Origin of the sequence: Proteus mirabilis ATCC 29906 (assembly GCF_000160755.1) — a bacterium.
Lineage (GTDB): Bacteria > Pseudomonadota > Gammaproteobacteria > Enterobacterales > Enterobacteriaceae > Proteus > Proteus mirabilis.
On record NZ_GG668576.1, the window covers coordinates 932,506 to 952,398 of the forward strand.

General features: G+C 40.3%; 19 protein-coding genes. 4 read left to right on the forward strand and 15 right to left on the reverse strand.

Translation table 11 applies throughout. The annotated features are described in order from the left end of the window. Positions 1-197: 197 nt before the first annotated feature. Complete coding sequence (locus tag HMPREF0693_RS04295) at positions 198-2,597, forward strand: membrane-bound PQQ-dependent dehydrogenase, glucose/quinate/shikimate family (RefSeq protein WP_004243719.1); 2,400 nt, start codon at positions 198-200, stop codon at positions 2,595-2,597. A 77-nt stretch (positions 2,598-2,674) separates the two neighbouring features. Here HMPREF0693_RS04295 and alr read toward each other — a convergent pair whose 3' ends face one another. From alr to HMPREF0693_RS04315, 4 genes are all read right to left on the reverse strand, one after another. Then, positions 2,675-3,898, reverse strand: a complete 1,224-nt coding sequence (alr, locus tag HMPREF0693_RS04300; protein ID WP_004243720.1) for an alanine racemase — start codon at positions 3,896-3,898, stop codon at positions 2,675-2,677. Between the two features lie 327 nt (positions 3,899-4,225). Further along, complete coding sequence (gene ulaA, locus HMPREF0693_RS04305) at positions 4,226-5,482, reverse strand: PTS ascorbate transporter subunit IIC (RefSeq protein ID WP_004243721.1); 1,257 nt, start codon at positions 5,480-5,482, stop codon at positions 4,226-4,228. A 10-nt stretch (positions 5,483-5,492) separates the two neighbouring features. Next, on the reverse strand, positions 5,493-5,780 hold the full coding sequence (locus HMPREF0693_RS04310; protein WP_012368108.1) for a PTS sugar transporter subunit IIB: 288 nt from the start codon (positions 5,778-5,780) through the stop codon (positions 5,493-5,495). A 29-nt stretch (positions 5,781-5,809) separates the two neighbouring features. Continuing rightward, complete coding sequence (locus HMPREF0693_RS04315) at positions 5,810-6,253, reverse strand: PTS sugar transporter subunit IIA (RefSeq protein WP_004243724.1); 444 nt, start codon at positions 6,251-6,253, stop codon at positions 5,810-5,812. Positions 6,254-6,479: 226 nt separating this feature from the next. On the opposite strand from HMPREF0693_RS04315, the gene HMPREF0693_RS04320 reads away from it, so the two are divergent. Continuing rightward, positions 6,480-7,526 carry a LacI family DNA-binding transcriptional regulator gene (locus HMPREF0693_RS04320; protein WP_004243725.1) on the forward strand — a complete coding sequence of 349 codons (1,047 nt, stop codon included), beginning with the start codon at positions 6,480-6,482 and terminating at the stop codon, positions 7,524-7,526. Here HMPREF0693_RS04320 and yfcD read toward each other — a convergent pair. Further along, positions 7,523-8,065: an NUDIX hydrolase YfcD gene (gene yfcD / locus HMPREF0693_RS04325; protein WP_004243726.1), complete on the reverse strand. Its 543-nt coding sequence runs from the start codon at positions 8,063-8,065 to the stop codon at positions 7,523-7,525. The two genes, HMPREF0693_RS04320 and yfcD, sit on opposite strands and share 4 nt — an antisense overlap. A gap of 195 nt (positions 8,066-8,260) precedes the next feature. Between yfcD and HMPREF0693_RS04330 the strand changes: the two genes are divergently transcribed. Continuing rightward, positions 8,261-8,875 (forward strand): glutathione binding-like protein, encoded by a 615-nt coding sequence (locus HMPREF0693_RS04330; RefSeq protein ID WP_004243727.1) that lies wholly within the window; start codon positions 8,261-8,263, stop codon positions 8,873-8,875. A gap of 64 nt (positions 8,876-8,939) precedes the next feature. Continuing rightward, positions 8,940-9,845, forward strand: coding sequence for a TIGR01777 family oxidoreductase (locus HMPREF0693_RS04335; RefSeq protein WP_004250688.1), 906 nt, complete (start codon positions 8,940-8,942; stop codon positions 9,843-9,845). A 19-nt stretch (positions 9,846-9,864) separates the two neighbouring features. Here HMPREF0693_RS04335 and HMPREF0693_RS04340 read toward each other — a convergent pair whose 3' ends face one another. The 10 genes from HMPREF0693_RS04340 to pdxB all read right to left on the reverse strand — a co-directional run bounded on the left by HMPREF0693_RS04340 (position 9,865) and on the right by pdxB (position 19,760). Further along, on the reverse strand, positions 9,865-10,446 hold the full coding sequence (locus HMPREF0693_RS04340) for a UbiX family flavin prenyltransferase (RefSeq protein ID WP_004243729.1): 582 nt from the start codon (positions 10,444-10,446) through the stop codon (positions 9,865-9,867). A 121-nt stretch (positions 10,447-10,567) separates the two neighbouring features. Further along, positions 10,568-12,085 (reverse strand): amidophosphoribosyltransferase, encoded by a 1,518-nt coding sequence (purF, locus tag HMPREF0693_RS04345; protein WP_004243730.1) that lies wholly within the window; start codon positions 12,083-12,085, stop codon positions 10,568-10,570. Between the two features lie 30 nt (positions 12,086-12,115). After that, positions 12,116-12,607, reverse strand: a complete 492-nt coding sequence (cvpA, locus tag HMPREF0693_RS04350; protein WP_004243731.1) for a colicin V production protein — start codon at positions 12,605-12,607, stop codon at positions 12,116-12,118. Between the two features lie 182 nt (positions 12,608-12,789). Continuing rightward, positions 12,790-13,428 (reverse strand): cell division protein DedD, encoded by a 639-nt coding sequence (gene dedD / locus HMPREF0693_RS04355; protein WP_004243732.1) that lies wholly within the window; start codon positions 13,426-13,428, stop codon positions 12,790-12,792. Next, positions 13,418-14,716, reverse strand: coding sequence for a bifunctional tetrahydrofolate synthase/dihydrofolate synthase (gene folC / locus HMPREF0693_RS04360; RefSeq protein WP_004250684.1), 1,299 nt, complete (start codon positions 14,714-14,716; stop codon positions 13,418-13,420). The genes dedD and folC overlap by 11 nt, the downstream gene beginning before the upstream one ends. Next, the gene (gene accD / locus HMPREF0693_RS04365; protein ID WP_004243734.1) at positions 14,709-15,671 is read right to left on the reverse strand and encodes an acetyl-CoA carboxylase, carboxyltransferase subunit beta; all 963 of its coding nucleotides are present in this window, start codon (positions 15,669-15,671) and stop codon (positions 14,709-14,711) included. Before accD ends, folC begins: the two co-directional genes overlap by 8 nt. Before the next feature lie 296 nt (positions 15,672-15,967). Continuing rightward, positions 15,968-16,669 carry a DedA family protein gene (locus HMPREF0693_RS04370; RefSeq protein ID WP_004243735.1) on the reverse strand — a complete coding sequence of 234 codons (702 nt, stop codon included), beginning with the start codon at positions 16,667-16,669 and terminating at the stop codon, positions 15,968-15,970. A gap of 39 nt (positions 16,670-16,708) precedes the next feature. Continuing rightward, positions 16,709-17,578 carry a tRNA pseudouridine(38-40) synthase TruA gene (truA, locus tag HMPREF0693_RS04375; protein ID WP_004243736.1) on the reverse strand — a complete coding sequence of 290 codons (870 nt, stop codon included), beginning with the start codon at positions 17,576-17,578 and terminating at the stop codon, positions 16,709-16,711. Continuing rightward, the gene (locus tag HMPREF0693_RS04380; RefSeq protein ID WP_004243737.1) at positions 17,578-18,588 is read right to left on the reverse strand and encodes an aspartate-semialdehyde dehydrogenase; all 1,011 of its coding nucleotides are present in this window, start codon (positions 18,586-18,588) and stop codon (positions 17,578-17,580) included. Before HMPREF0693_RS04380 ends, truA begins: the two co-directional genes overlap by 1 nt. A gap of 44 nt (positions 18,589-18,632) precedes the next feature. Then, on the reverse strand, positions 18,633-19,760 hold the full coding sequence (gene pdxB, locus HMPREF0693_RS04385) for a 4-phosphoerythronate dehydrogenase PdxB (protein WP_004243739.1): 1,128 nt from the start codon (positions 19,758-19,760) through the stop codon (positions 18,633-18,635). Positions 19,761-19,893 lie beyond the last annotated feature (133 nt).

The window sequence follows — 19,893 nt, forward strand, 5'->3', positions numbered from 1 at the left end:
CCAACGTTGTTGCGCCTTGTGTTCACAAGCACCCTACTTTAAGTATTCATATCACTTACATTCAATACTAGTGTTTTATATTAAAATTTCTCATAAATGCATATTAATGTAATGGTTGTTAGAGACAAACAGGTGAGCTAATAAATTATTGTCTATTCTATTTATAAGATGGTAAGAAAGAATAGGACGATAGCATTATGAAAATATCACATTTCTATCGATGGATAGTATTCATCATACTCACAATATTGGCGCTTTACTTTACTGTACTCGGAGGGTATTTAGTTTCATTAGCAGGATCGCCTTTTTATCTCTTTACCGGTGTCATGCTTCTTATTATTGCAGCTTGCTTTCTAAGTCGAAAGAAAAGCACCCTATTACTCTTTAACTTTCTATTTTTAATAACGATTGTCTGGAGTATCTGGGAGTCAGGATTTGATTTTTGGGCACTCGCTCCTCGCTTAGATATTATTTTTATTCTAGGCTTACTCCTTATTCCTTTCACACTCAATAATAATGTTTACACTTGTCATACCAATAAAATTGGCTTATTCACACTATTAGCCACAACACTTATCATTATATTAGGTAGTTCACTAACCGATCCTCATGCCATTAATGGTCAATTTACACAACAACAGCCCACCAACTCTATATCTCCTATCGGAGTAAATGATAATGACTGGCCCGCTTATGGCAGAACGCAAGCCGGAATACGCTATTCACCATTAACTCAAATCAACAGTGATAATGTTGATAAGTTAGTTGAGAAATGGACTTTTCATACCGGTGATGAAAAAAGAGCTAATGATGCCGTTGAGATAACCAACGAAGTTACGCCTATAAAAATTGAAGATAATCTCTTTCTATGTACACCTCACCAATATTTAATTAGCTTAGATCCCGCAACAGGTAAAGAGAAGTGGCGTTTTGATTCTAAATTGCAATATAACAAAAGCTTCCAGCATATGACTTGCCGAGGGGTTGCCTATTATAATCAAAATAATAGTGCCGAATTTGCCAAAAGCCTCGACGTTCGCCAACCAAGCATATCAGATGAATGTCCTGAAAAAGTCTTTCTTCCAGTCAATGATGGCCGCCTAATCGCAGTTAATGCGCAAACGGGTAATGCATGCCGTGATTTTGGTCAGAATGGAGAAATCAATCTGTTAGCTTCTATGCCTTATGCTTATTTGGGTGGATATAACCCAACATCTCCCCCTATCGTCACCGGTAATACTATTATTATAGGTGGCTCTGTTACTGATAACTTATCAACTCAAGAGCCTTCTGGTGTGATCCGTGGCTATGATGTTAATAGCGGAAAATTAATATGGGTATTTGATACTGGCGCAGAAGATCCCAATGCGATGCCAGGTAAAGAGACTCAATTTGTTCATAACTCCCCTAATGCATGGGCGCCTTTAGCTTATGATGCACAAACGGATGTGGTCTATATTCCGACAGGAGTAGGTACACCCGATATTTGGGGAGGCGATCGTCATCCATTAAAAGAGCGTTACGCTAATTCAGTTTTAGCACTAAAAGGGTCGACAGGCGAGCTATTGTGGCATTTCCAAACCACCCATCATGATTTATGGGATATGGATGTTCCTTCGCAACCATCACTGGTTGATATCAAAACTGATAAAAATGAAACAATACCTGCCATTTATATCGTCACGAAAACAGGGAATGTGTTTGTTCTTGATAGAAGAGACGGTACACCTATTGTTCCTGTGACAGAAAAACCGGTTCCTACTAGTGTCAAATATGGTCCACAAACACAAGGTGAGCATTACTCACCCACTCAGCCTTTTTCAGCACTTAATTTAGCACCTAAAAATAAGTTGCAAGGTTCAGATATGTGGGGCGGCACAATGGCAGACCAGCTGTTATGTCGTATCGCCTTCCATCAGTTAAATTATGAGGGAATTTATACTCCACCATCAGAAAACGGTACGCTTGTTTTTCCTGGTAACCTCGGTATTTTTGAATGGGGCGGTATTTCTGTTAATCAAGATAGACAAGTCGCGGTAATGAACTTTATTACCTTGCCTTTTATCTCAAAACTTTATTTAAAAGATCCTCAAGATAGTCAAGCAATTGACGCAGGCCACGGAGAGCAAGGTTTACAACCCATGACGGGAACACCTTATAGTGTTGATATTCATCCATTCTTATCACCACTAGGATTACCTTGTAAACAACCCCCTTGGGGATTTGTTGCTGGTGTTGATTTAACAAAAAATGAGCTTGTTTGGCAACAACGATTTGGCACCATTAGGGATAGTTTGCCTAATTTAGTGGAATTACCACCATTAAAAATTGGTGTTCCTGGGCTAGGAGGCGCTATCTCAACCGCAGGTAATGTGATGTTTGTTGCTGCTTCTCAGGATAATTATATTCGAGCATTTAATGTGACGAATGGCAAAATGTTATGGGAAGCACGATTACCCGCAGGTGGACAAGCAACGCCAATGACCTACTCTATTGGAGGCAAGCAATATGTGGTCATTATGGCCGGCGGACATGGTTCATTTGGTACTAAAATGGGCGATAGCTTAGTGGCTTATGGGTTACCTGATAATTTATAGCTTTAAGTTATCAATAATATCAGGCGATTGTTATTTTCAATCGCCTTTTTATTATTTGGTAACACTCACAACCTAGCTTAATCAACTAATACCCGTTGATTGGTTGCTCCCCATAAAATTGACATTTCGGTAAACAATGCACCACTGATATCTTCAATTTCTTCTGCGGTAATTTCGCTATTACCTTGTTTGCCAAAAAATACAACTTCATCACCTGGTTTGATATTGTTAAGACTGGTAATATCAACTATAACGGTATTCATTGATGTTTTTCCTAAAACAGGTACGCGTTGCCCAGCAATTAACGCATGCCCCGCATTACTAAAAACGCGACGATAACCATCTGCATAACCTACAGGAATATTAGCTAGTACTGAGTCACGTTTTAATGTGTAAGTACGATCATAGCCAACCGTATTACCTTTAGGATAATAATTAATTGAAGCAATGTTGGATTTAAAGGTCATCACACGTTTATAGTCTGTACTCGCAATGGTATCACCATAAAAAATACCTCCCACACGTACCATATCCAGCCATGACTCAGGCACGGTAATTGTCGCAAAGGTATTTGCCATATGTAATGTGACATTGTTACGCTCTAATCCCATCACCTCTAACACTTGCTGAGATTGTTGCTTAAAACGAGCCAGGTCTTCCCTTACTTTATTAGCATCTTCTTCGGGATAATGAGACATAATACCAACCACTTTTAGGTTAGCTAATTGAGAAATTTGTTTTGCTTTTTCAAGCCCAGATTTATTATCGACCTCTAAACCATTACGAGACATGCCACCTGAATTTAATGCTAAATGAATAGGAATGACTTTATTTTGTTGCTTGGCAATAGCATCTAATCTTTTTGCCATATCAAGATCACCAATTAACTCTTCTACGTTATAGTTGGTTGCCTGTGCCATTTCTTGTTCTGTCGCATTACGCACTCGCATTAAACGGCCTTTAAATCCTAAATCACGTACTTCTTTTAATTCTTGGTTATTTGTTACACCAATACATTTCACATTATTTTCTATCATAATTGGGGCAACTAACGATAAATCATGCCCATAAGCATCTCCTTTTAACACTGCACAAAGAGAGGATTGCTTACCTAATAATGATTGAACTTTTTTTACATTAAAGTCGAGTGCACTTCGTGAAATTTCAATCCATGAATTATTGACAATAGCAGGCTGAACTTGAGCCACTTGAGTTGCTGGTGGATTATAATTTACAGGCTGTTGGCAAGCAGTAATAACGAAAAGTGGTAATAACGCAAGATATCGAATACCTAAAGACATCTTCTTTCTTCCTTAGTGATTATGATGTTAAACCTATTTTTATAATTAATTAGGCACAAAAATATACACATTGTGAATATTCACTTAGGATAATAGCATTATTATTCAGATAATAAATATAAAAATTCATCTCTGCATAAATACCAAGTAAGAGAGAAGACTTGATGATAATTTATCCCCGTATACACGGGGAACACTCTAATCATAATAGATTGAATCTATAAAGAAAATTTAAATACACTATTTCTACCAAAAAAATGCCCGACTGGTTAAAAAGTCGGGCATTTATTAAAATTCCACTAATAAGTAATATCAACGTCGGTAGTATTAACGAACAATAATCCCTAATAGAATACCAATCACACCGAAGTCTGCATCACTAAATGTGGTATTGGCAATACCAATATCACCAAGTACAGGTAATAAAAATACGGGTAAGAAAGTAATCAATAAACCTTGAGCAAAAGCACCTAAAATAGCACCTCGGCGTCCCCCTGTGGCGTTACCAAATACGCCTGCAGTTGCACCCACAAAGAAATGAGGTACCACCCCAGGTATAATGACAGTCCAATCTAAAGCATAAAGAATAAACATGCCAATGACACCCGCTGCAAAACTACTCAGAAAACCGACTAAAACGGCATTAGGTGCATAAGGAAATACGACGGGACAATCAAGCGCAGGTTTTGCATTGGGGACTAACTTATCAGAAATGCCTTTAAATGCAGGAACAATCTCTGCAATCACCATACGCACACCTTGTAGGATAATATAAACACCTGCCGCAAAGGTGATGGATTGCATTAAGGAGAACATAAACCAGTTTTTACCACCACTAACTTCACGAACAAAAGTGTCACCGGCAAATAAACACGTAATAATAAAAATTATGCCCATGGTGAAAGCGATCGCAACTGGCGTATCACGCAAAAAGAGTAAACTCTTAGGTACATTCATCTCTTCCGTTGAATGCGCTTTATTGCCAAATTTACTACCAATAAAACCAGATACAACATAGGAAATAGTAGAGAAATGGCCTAATGCGACATCATCAGAGCCGGTGATCTTTTTCATATAAGGATGTGCAATGGCTGGGAAAAATACCATTGATACCCCAACAACTAATGAACCTACTGCAACTAATACCGCCCCTTCTAAACCCGCTGTTGCCAAAATCACCGCGACCATCATCGACATAAATAAAGTGTGGTGACCCGTTAAGAAAATATATTTCCACGGTGTTAAGCGTGCAATTAATATATTAATTAACATGGCAAAGAACATAATCAGTGCCATCTCTTTACCAAAGCTTTTTTGTGCAATAGAGACTATGGCTTCGTTATTAGGTACAACACCTTGAATGCCAAATGCATGTTGGAAAATCGTTGAGAAATCACCAAGCGAGTTAATGACTAAACCTGCCCCTGCACCTAAAATAACAAAACCCATAATGGTTTTAACGGTGCCCTTAATACATTCTGTCGCAGGTTTTTTCTGAGCAATTAAACCAATCAATGCGATTAAACCCACCAATATAGCAGGCTCTGAAAGCACATCGCTCATTAGAAAGCGGAAAAAGTCCATACTAGGCTCCTTATAGCGCGCCTAATTCACGTAATGCGGTCGAAAGTTTCTCTTTCATCGCGACTTTATCAATCATATTATCTAAAGAAACAATTTTGCCATTAACCGCTTGAGCATTAAGTTGTTCCGCAATATCACGAGTTCCCACATAAATATCACTCGGTGTCCCTTTTGCCGAACCTAAATCGACATGATCAACATCAGCATTGACGGCCAGATCTTTTAAAATACTTTTGATGCTCATTTCCATCATTAAGCTACTGCCTAAACCATTTCCACATACAACGGTAATTTTCATCATATTCCCCTTGGTTATTTAAAATTGAATTAATAGTGATTAATAACAGCCAATACTTCTGCCTTACTTTTTGCTTGCAACAAAGTGTCTATATCATCTTGGTTATCAAAAAGTTCAGCTAATTTCACAATGGCATTAATATGGCTATCGTTATCTGTTGCGGCTAAAACAATTAAAAGTTTCACCGGATCATTTTCATCAGCACCAAATTCCACCCCTTTTTCGATGATAGTTAATGCTAAAGAGAGCTGATTAACCCCTTCTTCAGGACGTGCATGAGGCATAGCAATACCTGGTCCTAATACATAGTAAGGGCCTATTTGCTCGTGTGATTTATAAATCGCATCAACATAACGAGGCTCAATACAACCTTTGTCAATTAATGGCTGACAGGCGATTTTAATTGCTTCACGCCAATCTTTGACTTGTGGGATCACTTGTACCACATCCGGTGTTAATAATGTTTTAAGCATATTTATAACCTCAGTAAGGTGCTTTTTTGATCTCTGTATTAAGGATAATAATCACTAATGGTAGCGCTATCTAGATAGATTATGTGTAATTGTGATAGCGCTATCATTTTGATGAAATGTTAATTGCGAATAAGTGCAACAATTGACACTGTATTGTTTCTGCAGAGTGGGAAAATTTCAGGTAGGATCTGCGAATTAAAAATAAAGCCGAATAAATCTGATCACGATGATAAAAACACGTAAACGCCGAAATACAGGTCGCGTCACTTTACAAGAAGTTGCTAAACATGCCGGAGTCGGTTCAATGACCGTATCTCGCGCATTGCGTACGCCTGAATTAGTGTCGGATAAATTAAGAGAAAAAGTTAACCAAGCAGTGGCAGAGTTGGGATATATCCCTAATGCCTCAGCAGGGGCCTTAGCTTCCGCTCAAAGCCATATTATTGCTGTACTACTGCCCTCTTTTACTGATAAAGCCAGTGCTGATTTTATGCAATCATTGCAGCAGATCCTCAGCCGTCATCATTATCAAATATTAGTGGGATGTTATGAATATCAGCTCCATAAAGCAACTGATGTAATTAATATGCTATTACAGAGTAACCCTGCCGCATTAGTTGCCTTTGGCTCCCAATTAAGTGATGTACAGTTCTTACATATCAGTAATGCCAATGTGCCTGTTGTCAGTGTCGCGAGTCAATCTAATGAGCAATCTGCAATAAGTATTGATTGCGGTTATGAAAAGGCAGCGTTTGATTTAACCCATTATTTAATTCAGCAAGGTAAACGTTGTGTCGGCTATGTTGGTGCGCTACAAGGACAACGTTTACACCACCAGCAAATTACTGGCTGGTCGCGTGCTTTATTAAAAAATTATTTAAATGCTGAGCAAAGTGTTACTACGCCCGACCCCGCTTCTATGGCATATGGTCGACAAGCATTAACAGAGATCTTATTACGTCAGCCCGAACTAGATGCCGTTATTTGTAGCCATGAGAGTATTGCTTTGGGAATGATGTTTGAGTGCCAACGAAGATTAATTAAAATTCCCCAAGATCTCGCTATCGCCTGCTTAGAAGGTTCTGAAAATAGCGCTCAAATAGCACCTTCCCTGACATCTATACATTTTAATTACCATAAAATAGGTAAAGAGGCAGGTAAGCACCTAATTGCACTATTGCAACATTTACGTGATGAGGTTGATAACGCTATGTTTGAAAATACCGTTATCAACTATGCTTATCGTTTAGAACTCGGACAAAGTACCCCTTAGTCAGTGGTTTCTTTTGTGTCCAAGCGAGTACTATTATTTCGCGTTAACCATAGAGAGAGTGCTTTAAGTGAATCAGGGGTAAATTCATCACAACGTTCAGTGATTTCTAAGGGAGTAAGCCAGCATACTTCCTCGATTTCTTCTGGCTGTAATGCAAATGGCCCATGTGATACACAACTAAATAAGCTTCCCCAAACGCGGCAACTCTCATCGTCATAATAGAATTGTCCATGTTCGGCAAAAGGAACCCCGGCAATACCTAGCTCTTCTTCTGCTTCACGACGTGCACTTTCGAGTGCATTTTCACCTTGTTGTACTACACCACCCGCGGTTGCATCTAACCAACCTGGATAGAAATCTTTTGTTTCAGTACGGCGTTGTGCCAAAATTTTTCCCATGCCATCGTGCACGACAATATAAGTTGCTCGGTGACGTAGGTTTTCTGCTCGCATTTGTTGACGTGTTGCTTGTGCAACAACTTCATTTTTTTCATCAACAATATCAACCCACTCGACCACTGCCGTATTTTCTTGTTCCATCCTCAACAAACCTTTTTTAATCGATGCTAAACGATCGTAATTTTTATCCTGAATATACCAAAATCACCATATTTCACCACTATAATAATCATAGGTAATTTGCTTTATTCATCTTGCGATTTTTTGCTTTTTATGATGTTACTAGGCAGACTGTAAAATATACGCTATTGAATATCACCTTATTGCGGAGGTTTTATGATCGATCTTTATTATGCAAACACCCCGAATGGCCAAAAAATTACGCTTTTCCTCGAAGAAGTCGCCATGCCTTATACTTTGCATCATGTTGATATTGGCAAAGGTGATCAATTTAAACCCGAATTTTTAGCTATTTCACCCAATAATAAAATTCCTGCTATTGTCGATAATGCTCCCGCTGACGGTGGTGAACCACTCTCTATTTTTGAATCAGGTGCTATTCTTATCTATTTAGCAGAAAAAAGTGGCAAATTACTTAGCCATGATCTGCGAGAAAAAATGACCCAACTACAGTGGCTATTTTGGCAAGTGGGGGGATTTGGTCCTATGCTTGGACAAAATCATCACTTTACGCGTTACGCCCCTGAAAAAGTACCTTACGCAATCGATCGTTATACAAAAGAGACCGAGCGTTTATATCAGGTGTTAGAGAGCCGACTCGCTCAATCTCCTTATCTTGGTGGAAACGATTATAGCATTGCTGATATAGCCACCTATACTTGGGCTCGTTACCATGACACACATCATATTGATCTAGCAGATTATCCTGCGGTAGAAAAATGGCTAAATACAATAAGCCAACGTCCAGCAGCCAAAAAACTGTTTGGTTAGTGACTAATCTCACCTATCAGGATGATACAACCTTAATTAGGATAGAGTAATCAGGAGGATGGTGATGAATATACTTATCACAGGTGGAACCGGATTAATTGGCAGAGCACTTATCTGCCAACTCGCATTAGATAAACATAATATTACCGTACTTTCCCGTTCGCCACAGAAAGTCTACTCTCATTTCTGTAATGAAATGGCGTGTTGGACGCATTTAGATGATAAAGAAAACTTAAACCAATTTGATGCAGTGATTAATCTTGCTGGAGAACCAATTGCAGACAAACGCTGGACACCGGAGCAAAAACAAACGTTAGTTAATAGTCGATGCAAATTAACCCAAAAGCTGGTGGATTTAATAAAAGCCAGCGACTCTCCCCCTAGTGTTTTAATTTCTGGCTCTGCGGTGGGTTTTTATGGTGATCAAGGTGAAAATAATGTCACTGAAGAGACGCCACCTAAGGATGAATTTACTCATCAACTCTGTGCCAAATGGGAAAATATTGCACTCGATGCACAAACGCCATTAACACGGGTGTGTTTGCTACGTACTGGTATTGTACTCTCTACAAAAGGAGGGGCATTACCTAAAATGAGCCCGCCTTTTAAATTAGGTTTAGGTGGAAAATTAGGTAATGGTAAGCAATATATGCCATGGATACATATTGATGATATGGTCAATGCCATCGTATTTTTACTTAATAATAACAATACCCAAGGCGCCTTTAATCTGACAGCCCCTCATCCAGTACAAAATAAAGCATTTACCACGACTTTAGCTCACGTACTGAAACGCCCTGCATTTATGACGGTTCCTGCCACAATATTAAAATTAATGATGGGAGAAAGTGCCACATTAGTTTTAGGTGGGCAACAAGCGTTTCCTAAGAAACTGCTCGATGCAGGATTCAGCTTTCGTTACCCACAACTGGAAGGCGCTTTAGAAGATATTATTCGCCATAAAAAATAGTCACTCGTCACACAGGGGATCAACGGGCAGGTTTATCCCCTTGCCAACGCTGAAAAAGATCATCCGGCAAGTCAATGTCAAATTGATCAAGCACTCGATTTACTGTCTGATTAACAATGTCATCGATCGTTTTAGGCTGAAAATAAAATGCAGGTACTGGTGGCATAATGATGGCACCAAGCTCAGCAGCTTGAGTCATTAAACGTAAGTGCCCTAAATGTAACGGTGTTTCGCGTACACATAGCACTAATTTACGTCCTTCTTTTAACACGACATCAGCGGCACGTGTCACTAACGTATCAGTATAGCTATGTACAATACCGGAGAGGCTTTTAATCGAACAAGGTAAAATAACCATACCATTGACCCGAAACGAGCCTGAAGAGATAGTCGCCCCTATATCTCGATCGTCATAAATAATATCAGCTAAAGCATGAATATCTTTGAGAGAATAATCCGTTTCTAATGAAATGGTACGACGCGCCGCTTGACTGATCACCAAGTGAGTTTCTACGGTTGGCACGGATTTAAGTATTTCTAATAAACGAATACCATAAATTGCGCCACTGGCACCTGTTAGCCCGACAATCAGCTTTTTCATTATAATCCTCAGAATATATATCTTTGTTAATCATTATGATGATTAACCCTCAAAAAACAAGCGCCGATGTAGTGTTACGCTAGCATCGACGCTTGATAAAGGTGGCTATTTTAACGGAAAATTAGCCTTCGTTATAGATTTCTAAGTTCTCAGCTTCATGTTGATCACGAATTTTATGTTCATCATCACGACGTAAATTTTCAAGGTAATCTAAATAGCCTTGATCAATATCTTTTGTGATATAGACACCATCAAATACAGAGCATTCGAATTGGTTGATATCTGGATTTTCTTCTTGAACAGCGGCAATTAAATCAGAGAGATCTTGAAAAATAAGTCCATCAGCACCAATCAGTTTACGTATTTCATCCACTTCACGCCCATGAGCAATTAATTCATTGGCATTAGGCATATCAATACCATAAACATTAGGGAAACGCACTTCTGGAGCGGCTGAGGCAAAATAAACTTTTTTAGCCCCCGCTTCTCTCGCTAACTCAACAATTTGCTCTGATGTTGTGCCACGTACGATAGAGTCATCGATAAGTAACACGTTTTTATCGCGAAATTCTGCACGGTTGGCATTTAGTTTACGACGTACTGATTTGCGACGCTCTTGCTGGCCGGGCATAATAAAAGTACGTCCAACATAACGATTCTTCACAAAACCTTGTCGATAAGGTTTATTTAAGATGTGGGCAATTTCTAATGCAATATCACAAGAAGTTTCAGGAATAGGGATCACCACATCTATTTGTAAATCTTCCCACTCTTTAGCAATTTTAGCGCCGAGTTTTTGCCCCATACGTAGACGGGCGTTATATACGGAAATTTTATCAATAAAAGAGTCTGGACGCGCAAAATAAACATACTCAAATAGACAAGGCACTAATTGCGGATTTTCAGCACATTGACGAGTAAACAGTTGTCCTTGCTCTGTGATATAAACAGCCTCACCGGGTGCTACATCACGCAAGAATTCAAATCCTAGTGTATCTAGAGCGACACTTTCAGACGCAACCATATACTCACTGCGTCCATCTTCTAAAGTACGTTTGCCTAACACTAAAGGACGAATGCCATAAGGATCACGAAAAGCTAATAAGCCGTGGCCGATGATCAAAGCAACGCAAGCATAAGCGCCACGTAATTTTTTATGCATAGCCGCAACAGCGGTAAAAATATTATCTGGCTCTAGCGGAAAATGATCGAAGCGATCTAATTCATACGCTAGCACATTGAGTAAAATTTCGGAGTCTGAGGTGGTATTGATATGTCGACGAGCAGTTTCAAATAATTGACGACGCAACAAATGCGCATTGGTTAAATTACCATTATGTGCAAGTGTGATCCCAAAAGGTGAGTTAACATAAAAAGGTTGCGCTTCTGATGCACTCGAACTGCCCGCGGTTGGATAACGTACATGTCCTATTCCGATAGTTCCTTTTAAACGCAACATATGACGCGTTTCAAAGACATCTTTCACCAGCCCATTTGCTTTGCGTAGACGAAAACCGTTATTCTCATCAATTGTTGCAATGCCTGCTGCATCTTGACCTCGGTGTTGTAACACCGTTAACGCATCATAAATCGATTGGTTTACTGGATTAACTCCAGCGATACCGACAATACCGCACATGAAAAGATCCTCATCAGCCAGACGGAGAGGTTACATTTTCTCCGACACGAAACTTGACGCATTTTGTAGGTAGTCAAAGAACCACCTAATAATATGGTTGAATTGAGGAATAAGCTCAGAACGTTGCCAATCGGCACTGTCTGCCATAGGAGTAAAAGCACCCAAGACAAAAAGTAACGCTGATACAATCAGCACACCTCTTAAAGCCCCGAAACAGATCCCCAACACACGATCTGTACCTGATAACCCTGTGCGTTGAACAAGAGAGCTAATCACATAATTAATCACCGCACCAACAATTAGCGTTGCAATAAACAGTGTGACAATCGCAATCCCGTTACGAACCAGCTCATCTTCAAACCGAGTAAAATAGACGGCTAGATAAGGATAAAACTGACTTGCAACAAAAAAACCACAACCCCAGGTGATAAGTGATAATGCTTCACGAACAAAGCCACGGATCAGGCTAACTAATGCAGAAAAACCGATAATGGCAATAATGGCGTAATCTATCCAGACCATAAATCTCTATCCAATAACGATGCCCCGCATTAATACGGTAGCATTCTAACAGAAAACGAAAACGTTTGCGTAACCCTAATTTTCGATAATTTTAAAATAATTTACGGCGACATGAAAAATCATAATCGCCGCAATAAGTTAACACTTTGTTACTTCACTCATCTGATGTCTCATCAACATAGTTATGGTTTATAGGCTCTTACTTCACCTTGCAGGCCTGTTAGCTCTTTAAGGCGAGGTAACATCGCCTGTAACTCTGCTTTTGAGGCATTAGGCCCAATATAGATACGTGTCACTTTTCCTGAAACAGGGCGAGCAGGCACGGTATATACTGGATAACCGGAGAGGTGCATTTTTGCAATAATTTCTTCAACCTTCGCCGCATTTTTCAAGGCACCTAACTGCACAACCCAAGCCTCACCTTTCGGCGCGGTTGTTTCTGATACCGCCGGTGGCGGAGTAGTTGGTGGCTCTACAGGCGGATTAACCACTTTAGGTGGCTCAACAACCGGTGTTGATGGCGCTACTTGAGGCTCCGATACTTCAGGAGTAGAAACTTGAGGCTGTTCAACCCCCGTCACCGCTTCAGAGATCATCGCCTCAGAAGCACCCTCTGATGGCGTTGACGGTGTTGTGGTTTGCTCAATCGGCGCTATTGATTCAATATCTTGCTCATCACCGGGTTTGGGGACTAAAGGAATAGAGGCAAATTGGTCTTCGTTATATTTCTTATCGCCGTCAAATAATGTAGGAAGAAAAATAACCCCTACCGCCACAAGAACAACGGCTCCGACTAAGCGATTTTGAAATTTACTTGCCACTCGCACTCTCCTTTTCCAATAGTTCCATTACATGAGCAACGGTATGGAATGATCCACATACAACCACAATATCATTTTTTTGCGCCTCAGATATTGCTTGTTGCCATGCTTGCTCGACACTATCAAATACTGCCGGATAGTCGAGGTGCTGAGCTAATACCTGAGCTGATGCGCCACGAAACTCATTCAATGGTGCAACATACCACTGATCGGCTTGAGGGGATAAACACGCTAATGTACCCGCAATATCTTTATCACCCAGCATACCAACAACAATGCGCACTTTGGTATCAGAATAACGCGGTAATTGCGCCAGTTTTTCGGCTAAATACCCAGCAGCATGCGGATTATGAGCAACATCAAAAATAACTAATGGATGCTGCGAAATTATCTGAAAACGTCCCGGCAACTGAGCTTTACTCATTCCCTCAACGATACTTTGATGGGTGATCCCTTGGCTCACTTTATCGTCGCTTTTCAATAAGCAGCGTATTACTGCCATTGCCGTACCTGCGTTGGCTAAGGGAATATTAGGGATGGGAAGTTTTTCAAACTGCTTATCTGCACTACGCCAATGCCAGTGATCACCATCAATAGAAAATGACCAATCAACACCACGACGAAATAATTTAGCCTGTTTCTGTTGCGCGACTTGTGCAATAGAAAGTGGCATATCTGGCTCGCCTACAACAGCATAGTGATTTTTACGGAAGATACCGGCTTTTTCATGACCAATATGCTCTCTATCAGCCCCTAGCCAATCGGTATGATCAAGGGCAATACTGGTGATAGCTGCAATATCGGCATCAACAATATTGGTTGCGTCTAAACGCCCCCCTAACCCAACTTCAAGAATAACCACATCAAGTTGAGCTTGTTGAAATAGTTTCAATGCCGCGAGTGTACCGTATTCAAAAAAAGTCAGCGAAATATCGCCTCTGGTTTGCTCTATTTCAGCAAATACTTGACAAAAATCAGCTGGTGAAAGCTCTTTACCTTGAATGCGAACACGCTCGGTATAACGGACAAGATGAGGTGAACTATAAACCCCCACTTTCAATCCTGAAGCCATCAAAATTGACTCGAGCATATGGCAAGTGGTTCCTTTACCATTAGTACCCGATACAGTGATAACTTTAGGGGCAGGACGTAATACATTCAGTAATTGACCTACCTTGCCCACGCGCTCAAGTCCCATATCAATAGCACTTGAGTGTAAGTGTTCAAGATAAGAAAGCCACACCGACAAAGGCGATGTGGCTTGAGGAGCAGTTATGATATTAGACATCTTCTTTTTTATTCGTTTCGATGTTAATTTCTGGCTCATTGTCAGAAGATTCGATGTCATCAGCGATCATTTCTTCGCCTAGCAGTTCATCTTCGTCTTTCGCTAAATCATACTGAGTCAGCTTAGCCAGTAATTCAGCTAGCTCATCACGCATTTCAGGACGGCGAACTATCATATCTATCGCCCCTTTTTCTAGCAGGAATTCACTACGTTGGAAACCCGCGGGTAATTTCTCACGTACAGTTTGTTCAATAACACGTGGACCAGCAAAACCAATCAAGGCTTTCGGCTCAGCAACATTAATATCACCTAACATTGCTAAACTTGCAGAAACCCCACCCATAGTAGGATCGGTCATCACTGAGATATAAGGTAAACCACGCTCTTGCATTTTAGCTAATGCGGCACTGGTTTTTGCCATTTGCATTAATGACATCAATGCTTCTTGCATACGTGCACCACCACTTGCAGAGAAGCAAATCAGTGGACAATTATCTTCTAATGCTTGTTCAACCGCACGAACAAAACGCGCACCCACAACAGACGCCATAGAGCCGCCCATAAATGCAAATTCAAAAGATGCGGCCACAACAGGCATTTCTTTTAACGTACCTTTCATCACCACTAGGGCATCTTTTTCATGGGTTTGTTTCTGAGCCGCAGCAATTCTGTCTTTATATTTTTTAGAGTCGCGGAATTTCAGAATATCTTTAGGCTCTAACTCACTGCCCAGCTCAGTCGTGCTTCCTGTATCAAGAAAAGTTTCTAAGCGACGGCGTGCTGAAATACGCATGTGATGATCACATTTGGGGCACACTTCTAAATTACGCTCTAACTCTGCGCGGTAAAGTACTTGCCCACAGCTATCACATTTTGTCCAAACCCCTTCTGGGATATTGGCTTTACGTGAACTCGTGATATTGCTTTTATTAAGAATTTTTTCAATCCAGCTCATTAACGGACCTTTTCGTCTGAATCTGACCTTCGCCAGTTTATACTCGTCATATTTTAAGTTGCAGCATGTTGACTGCGTTTAATTGCACAAGTCACCTACTTTGTCGGTGTGCTTTTCGTGCTGCATTCACTTATCGCCTAGCTACAACCCTAATTATTTAGAGCAGATTATTGTGAACATGTTAACTCACAATATACTGGCTATGTGGTTAGCAAAGTTTATGATGATACCGCTTACTGAATTTCAGCGCATCTCTTTATTATTGCTATTCTACGGCAAAAGCTAATGATAACTGCTCAAACCTCTTGGTTATCACTCTCTTTTTTGGCCTTTGCACTCGCTCTACGATGGCGTATCACCTCGATAACACCTGGTAAAATAGAAATAACAATAATGGCAACAATTAGCAATTTTAAGTTCTTTTGAACAATATCTAAGTCACCAAAAAAGTATCCAGCATAAGTAAATAGCAGTACCCATGCAATGGCACCCGTAACATTATAAAAAGCAAAATGACGATATGACATTTTGCCCATTCCTGCAACGAATGGCGCGAAAGTTCGGACAATCGGCACAAATCTTGCCAAAATTATCGCTTTACCACCATGTTTTTCATAGAAAGCATGGGTTTTATCTAAGTATTCTCGTTTAAAGATACGTGAATTGGGATTACTAAAGAGTTTTTCACCAAAAATGCGCCCAATAGAATAGTTAACCGCATCACCTAAAATCGCAGCGAAAAGCAGTAAGAGAACCATTAGGTGAACATTAACATCATTGGTATCTAACGCAGATAAAGCCCCCGCAACAAACAGTAACGAATCGCCCGGTAAGAATGGCGTGACAACAAGCCCCGTTTCACAAAAAATAATTAAAAATAGAATGGCATATACCCATGTACCATATTGAGCGACTAACTCGGCTAAATGGACATCAATGTGTAAAATAAAATCAATTAGAAATTTTATTAAATCAGCAAATTGCGTTAATAATTCCATAAATCCTCAGAAAACGGGGTAATTTTATGTTTAAAGTATTTAAAATGGGTTATCTGCTAAAAATAGCGGCCCCATTGCAGGTTTAGGAAGTTCGAAACGTTCAGGGTAATCAACCGAAACAAGATATAAACCATTTGCTTTTGCAGTTGCTGCTGCTTTAGTCCTATCTTTTAAGGCTAATAATTCAGCCATCCAAGTAATAGCCTGATTACCACAGCCAATTTCCAATAAACTCCCCACAATATTTCTTACCATATGATGGACAAAAGCATTGGCTTTTATATCTACCACCACATAATCACCATAGCGTGAAACATTCACATGCATCACATTACGCCAAGGTGTTCTAGATTGGCATTGTACGGCTCTAAACGAGGTAAAATCATTCTCGCCTAATAAACATTGGGCAGCTTGATGCATTCGTTGTGCATCTAGAGGGTAATGGAAATGCGTTACCCCTGAGGATAAAATAGCAGGACGATAGCGATGATTAAAAATCACATAACGATAACGTCTTGCGGTTGCGCTAAATCGAGCATGAAAATCATTCGCTACCGTTTTTACCCAACGAACGGCAATATCTTGTGGTAAATGGGTATTAACCCCCATCGTCCATGCCGCATCTTTGCGATGAGCCGTTGTCTCAAAGTGCACAACCTGCCCGGTTGCATGAACTCCGGCATCAGTTCTGCCGGCACAAAAAACAGAGATAGGCTCATTTGCTACTTGAGATAACGCTTTTTCTAACCTTTCTTGGACACTACGAACCTCATTTTGACGTTGCCAGCCATAATAGTGGCTACCGTCATATTCAATGCCTAGCGCTATCTTTAATGGTGTACTTTCTGCCACAATCGCAGGCTCACTGATTGACTGCGCTATCACATCAGCACTCTCTTGGTCGTTCATCAGTAAAACTGCTCCTGCACTAATTTTTCAGCCACTTCTACAGCCATTAATGCTCCGCCAAAACGCACGTTATCTGCAACAGACCAAAATTGTAACGCTTCAGGCACACCATAATCATTACGTAAGCAACCTAAGTTCAAGCTAACATTACCGGAGGCATCGGTGACTTGAGTTGGAAAATCATTTTCATCACTAATATTGAGGGAGTCATGTTCTTGTAATGTTTCCCGTGCTTCTTCACTTCCCATTGGACGTGATGTTTCCAACTGCACAGATTGTGCATGACCATAGAAAACAGGCGCTTGTAATGTGGTTACTGAGATAGGTAGTCCATCGTCTTGCAAGATTTTACGGATCTGATCAACCATTTGGCGCTCTTCTTGAATAGAGCCTTCATTATCAACTAACAATGGTAAAATATTAAATGCCAGTTGTTTATTAAAGCGACCAAGTTCTGGAGGAACACCGTTCAGTAAGCGCGCACTTTGCCCCGCTAATTCATCAACAGCTTGTTTACCAAAACGAGATACTGACATCAAATTTGTCACATTCAAGCGAGTTAAGCCTGCGGCTTCGGTTAATGGATAGATAGCGCGTAACAGTTGGCTTACCATGCTATCAGCAATAGCGATAATATTGCGGTTACGATACTCTGCCAGCATAGATGTATTCACCCCTGGTACAACTAAAGGTACATCCCACTCCATCGCAAATAAACCACTGCAATCAATAACAATACAACCTGAATCTGCTGCAAGTTGTGCGTATTGCGCACTAATCTCAACCGGCGCGGCAAAAAAAGCGAGTTGAATATCCGCCCATTCGATATTATGAATACCTTGTACTGCAACACTTTTACCCTTTACACGGATAGTTTTGCCAATACTGTCTTCACTGGCGATCGCCGTTAATTCGCCAATAGGAAAATCACGCTCTTGCAGAAGCTCTAAAATAGCTTCACCCACAGCACCTGTTGCGCCCACAAGCGCAATATTCCAACCCTCTCCCATAAAATATCCTCCAATACAGTAAAATGTTTAAATAATGTCACGTCTTATTTATGTGTTGCATTAAACCCAATAGCATTGAGTAAGCTCGCCGTTGTCGGGTTATCACATACCACCTGTAATGAAGACCATTCACGACGGACAGGGTAAAACTTACGTAGCTTATCAAACTCCCCTTTGATACCGGCAACTTTGCGCAATGGTGCATCATCACGACGTACATCATAGACAAGATGAATAAGCTGTTTGAGTAATGTTTGAGTTAATTCACCTTGTACAGAAATTGTGGAGATCAACGGTTTTGGTAACAGTGTTGATAATTCAACGTGTTGAGGTTGACCAATAAAATCACAATAAGCCTCATAAACCTGCGTTGTTCCTCTCGCCTTCCCTTCTAAGGTATAGCCAGCAATATGTGGTGTTGCGATATCAACTTTATTTAATAACTCAAGAGAAAGATCGGGTTCTGGCTCCCAAACATCTAGAACAACGCGTAACTTTTTACCTTGGTTTAAGGCTGATAATAATGCAGCATTATCAATAACCTCGCCACGGCTTGCATTAATTAAAATACGACCTTCAGGTAAAATATCGAGGTTGCTCTCATTAATTAAATGGTAACTGTTATAACGACCCGATTTATTTAGCGGTGTATGGAAAGTCAGGATATCCGCCTGCTTTAATAGCGTTTCTAAAGAATGAAATTGTTCATCATCCCCTCTATCAGCTCTAGGCGGATCACAAAGTAGTACATTCACACCTAATGCGCGTAAGCGTTTTGCCAGTCTCCCTCCAACATTGCCAACGCCAACAATGCCAACGGTTTTATCTGTTAATTGAAATCCTTCTTGCTCAGCAAACACCATCAATGCAGAGAAGACATATTCAACAACAGCGATCGCATTACAACCTGGCGCAGATGAAAACGCTATTTTTTGTTGCTCTAGCCATGCTGTATCAACATGATCAAAACCTGCCGTTGCGGTGCCGACAAATTTTACCGGTTTGCCCGCTAATAGTGATGCATTGACTTTAGTAATCGATCTCACCATCAATGCATCAGTATCATCGAGCTCTTCAATAGGTAAAGGGCGACCCGGTACAGCTTTTACTTCGCCTAATTGGCAAAAAAGCTGCTGCGCATAAGGCATGTTTTCATCAACCAGAATTTTCACGGTGTTATCTCACTGATTTGTTTTTTATGTGTGTAAACAAAGGATCAAAAATAAAATTAAGCGGTCTATTTTGCCACTTATTCCAAGTAAAGCCTATTATTGACGATAAAAACTGACGCTATTTTAAGTAAAT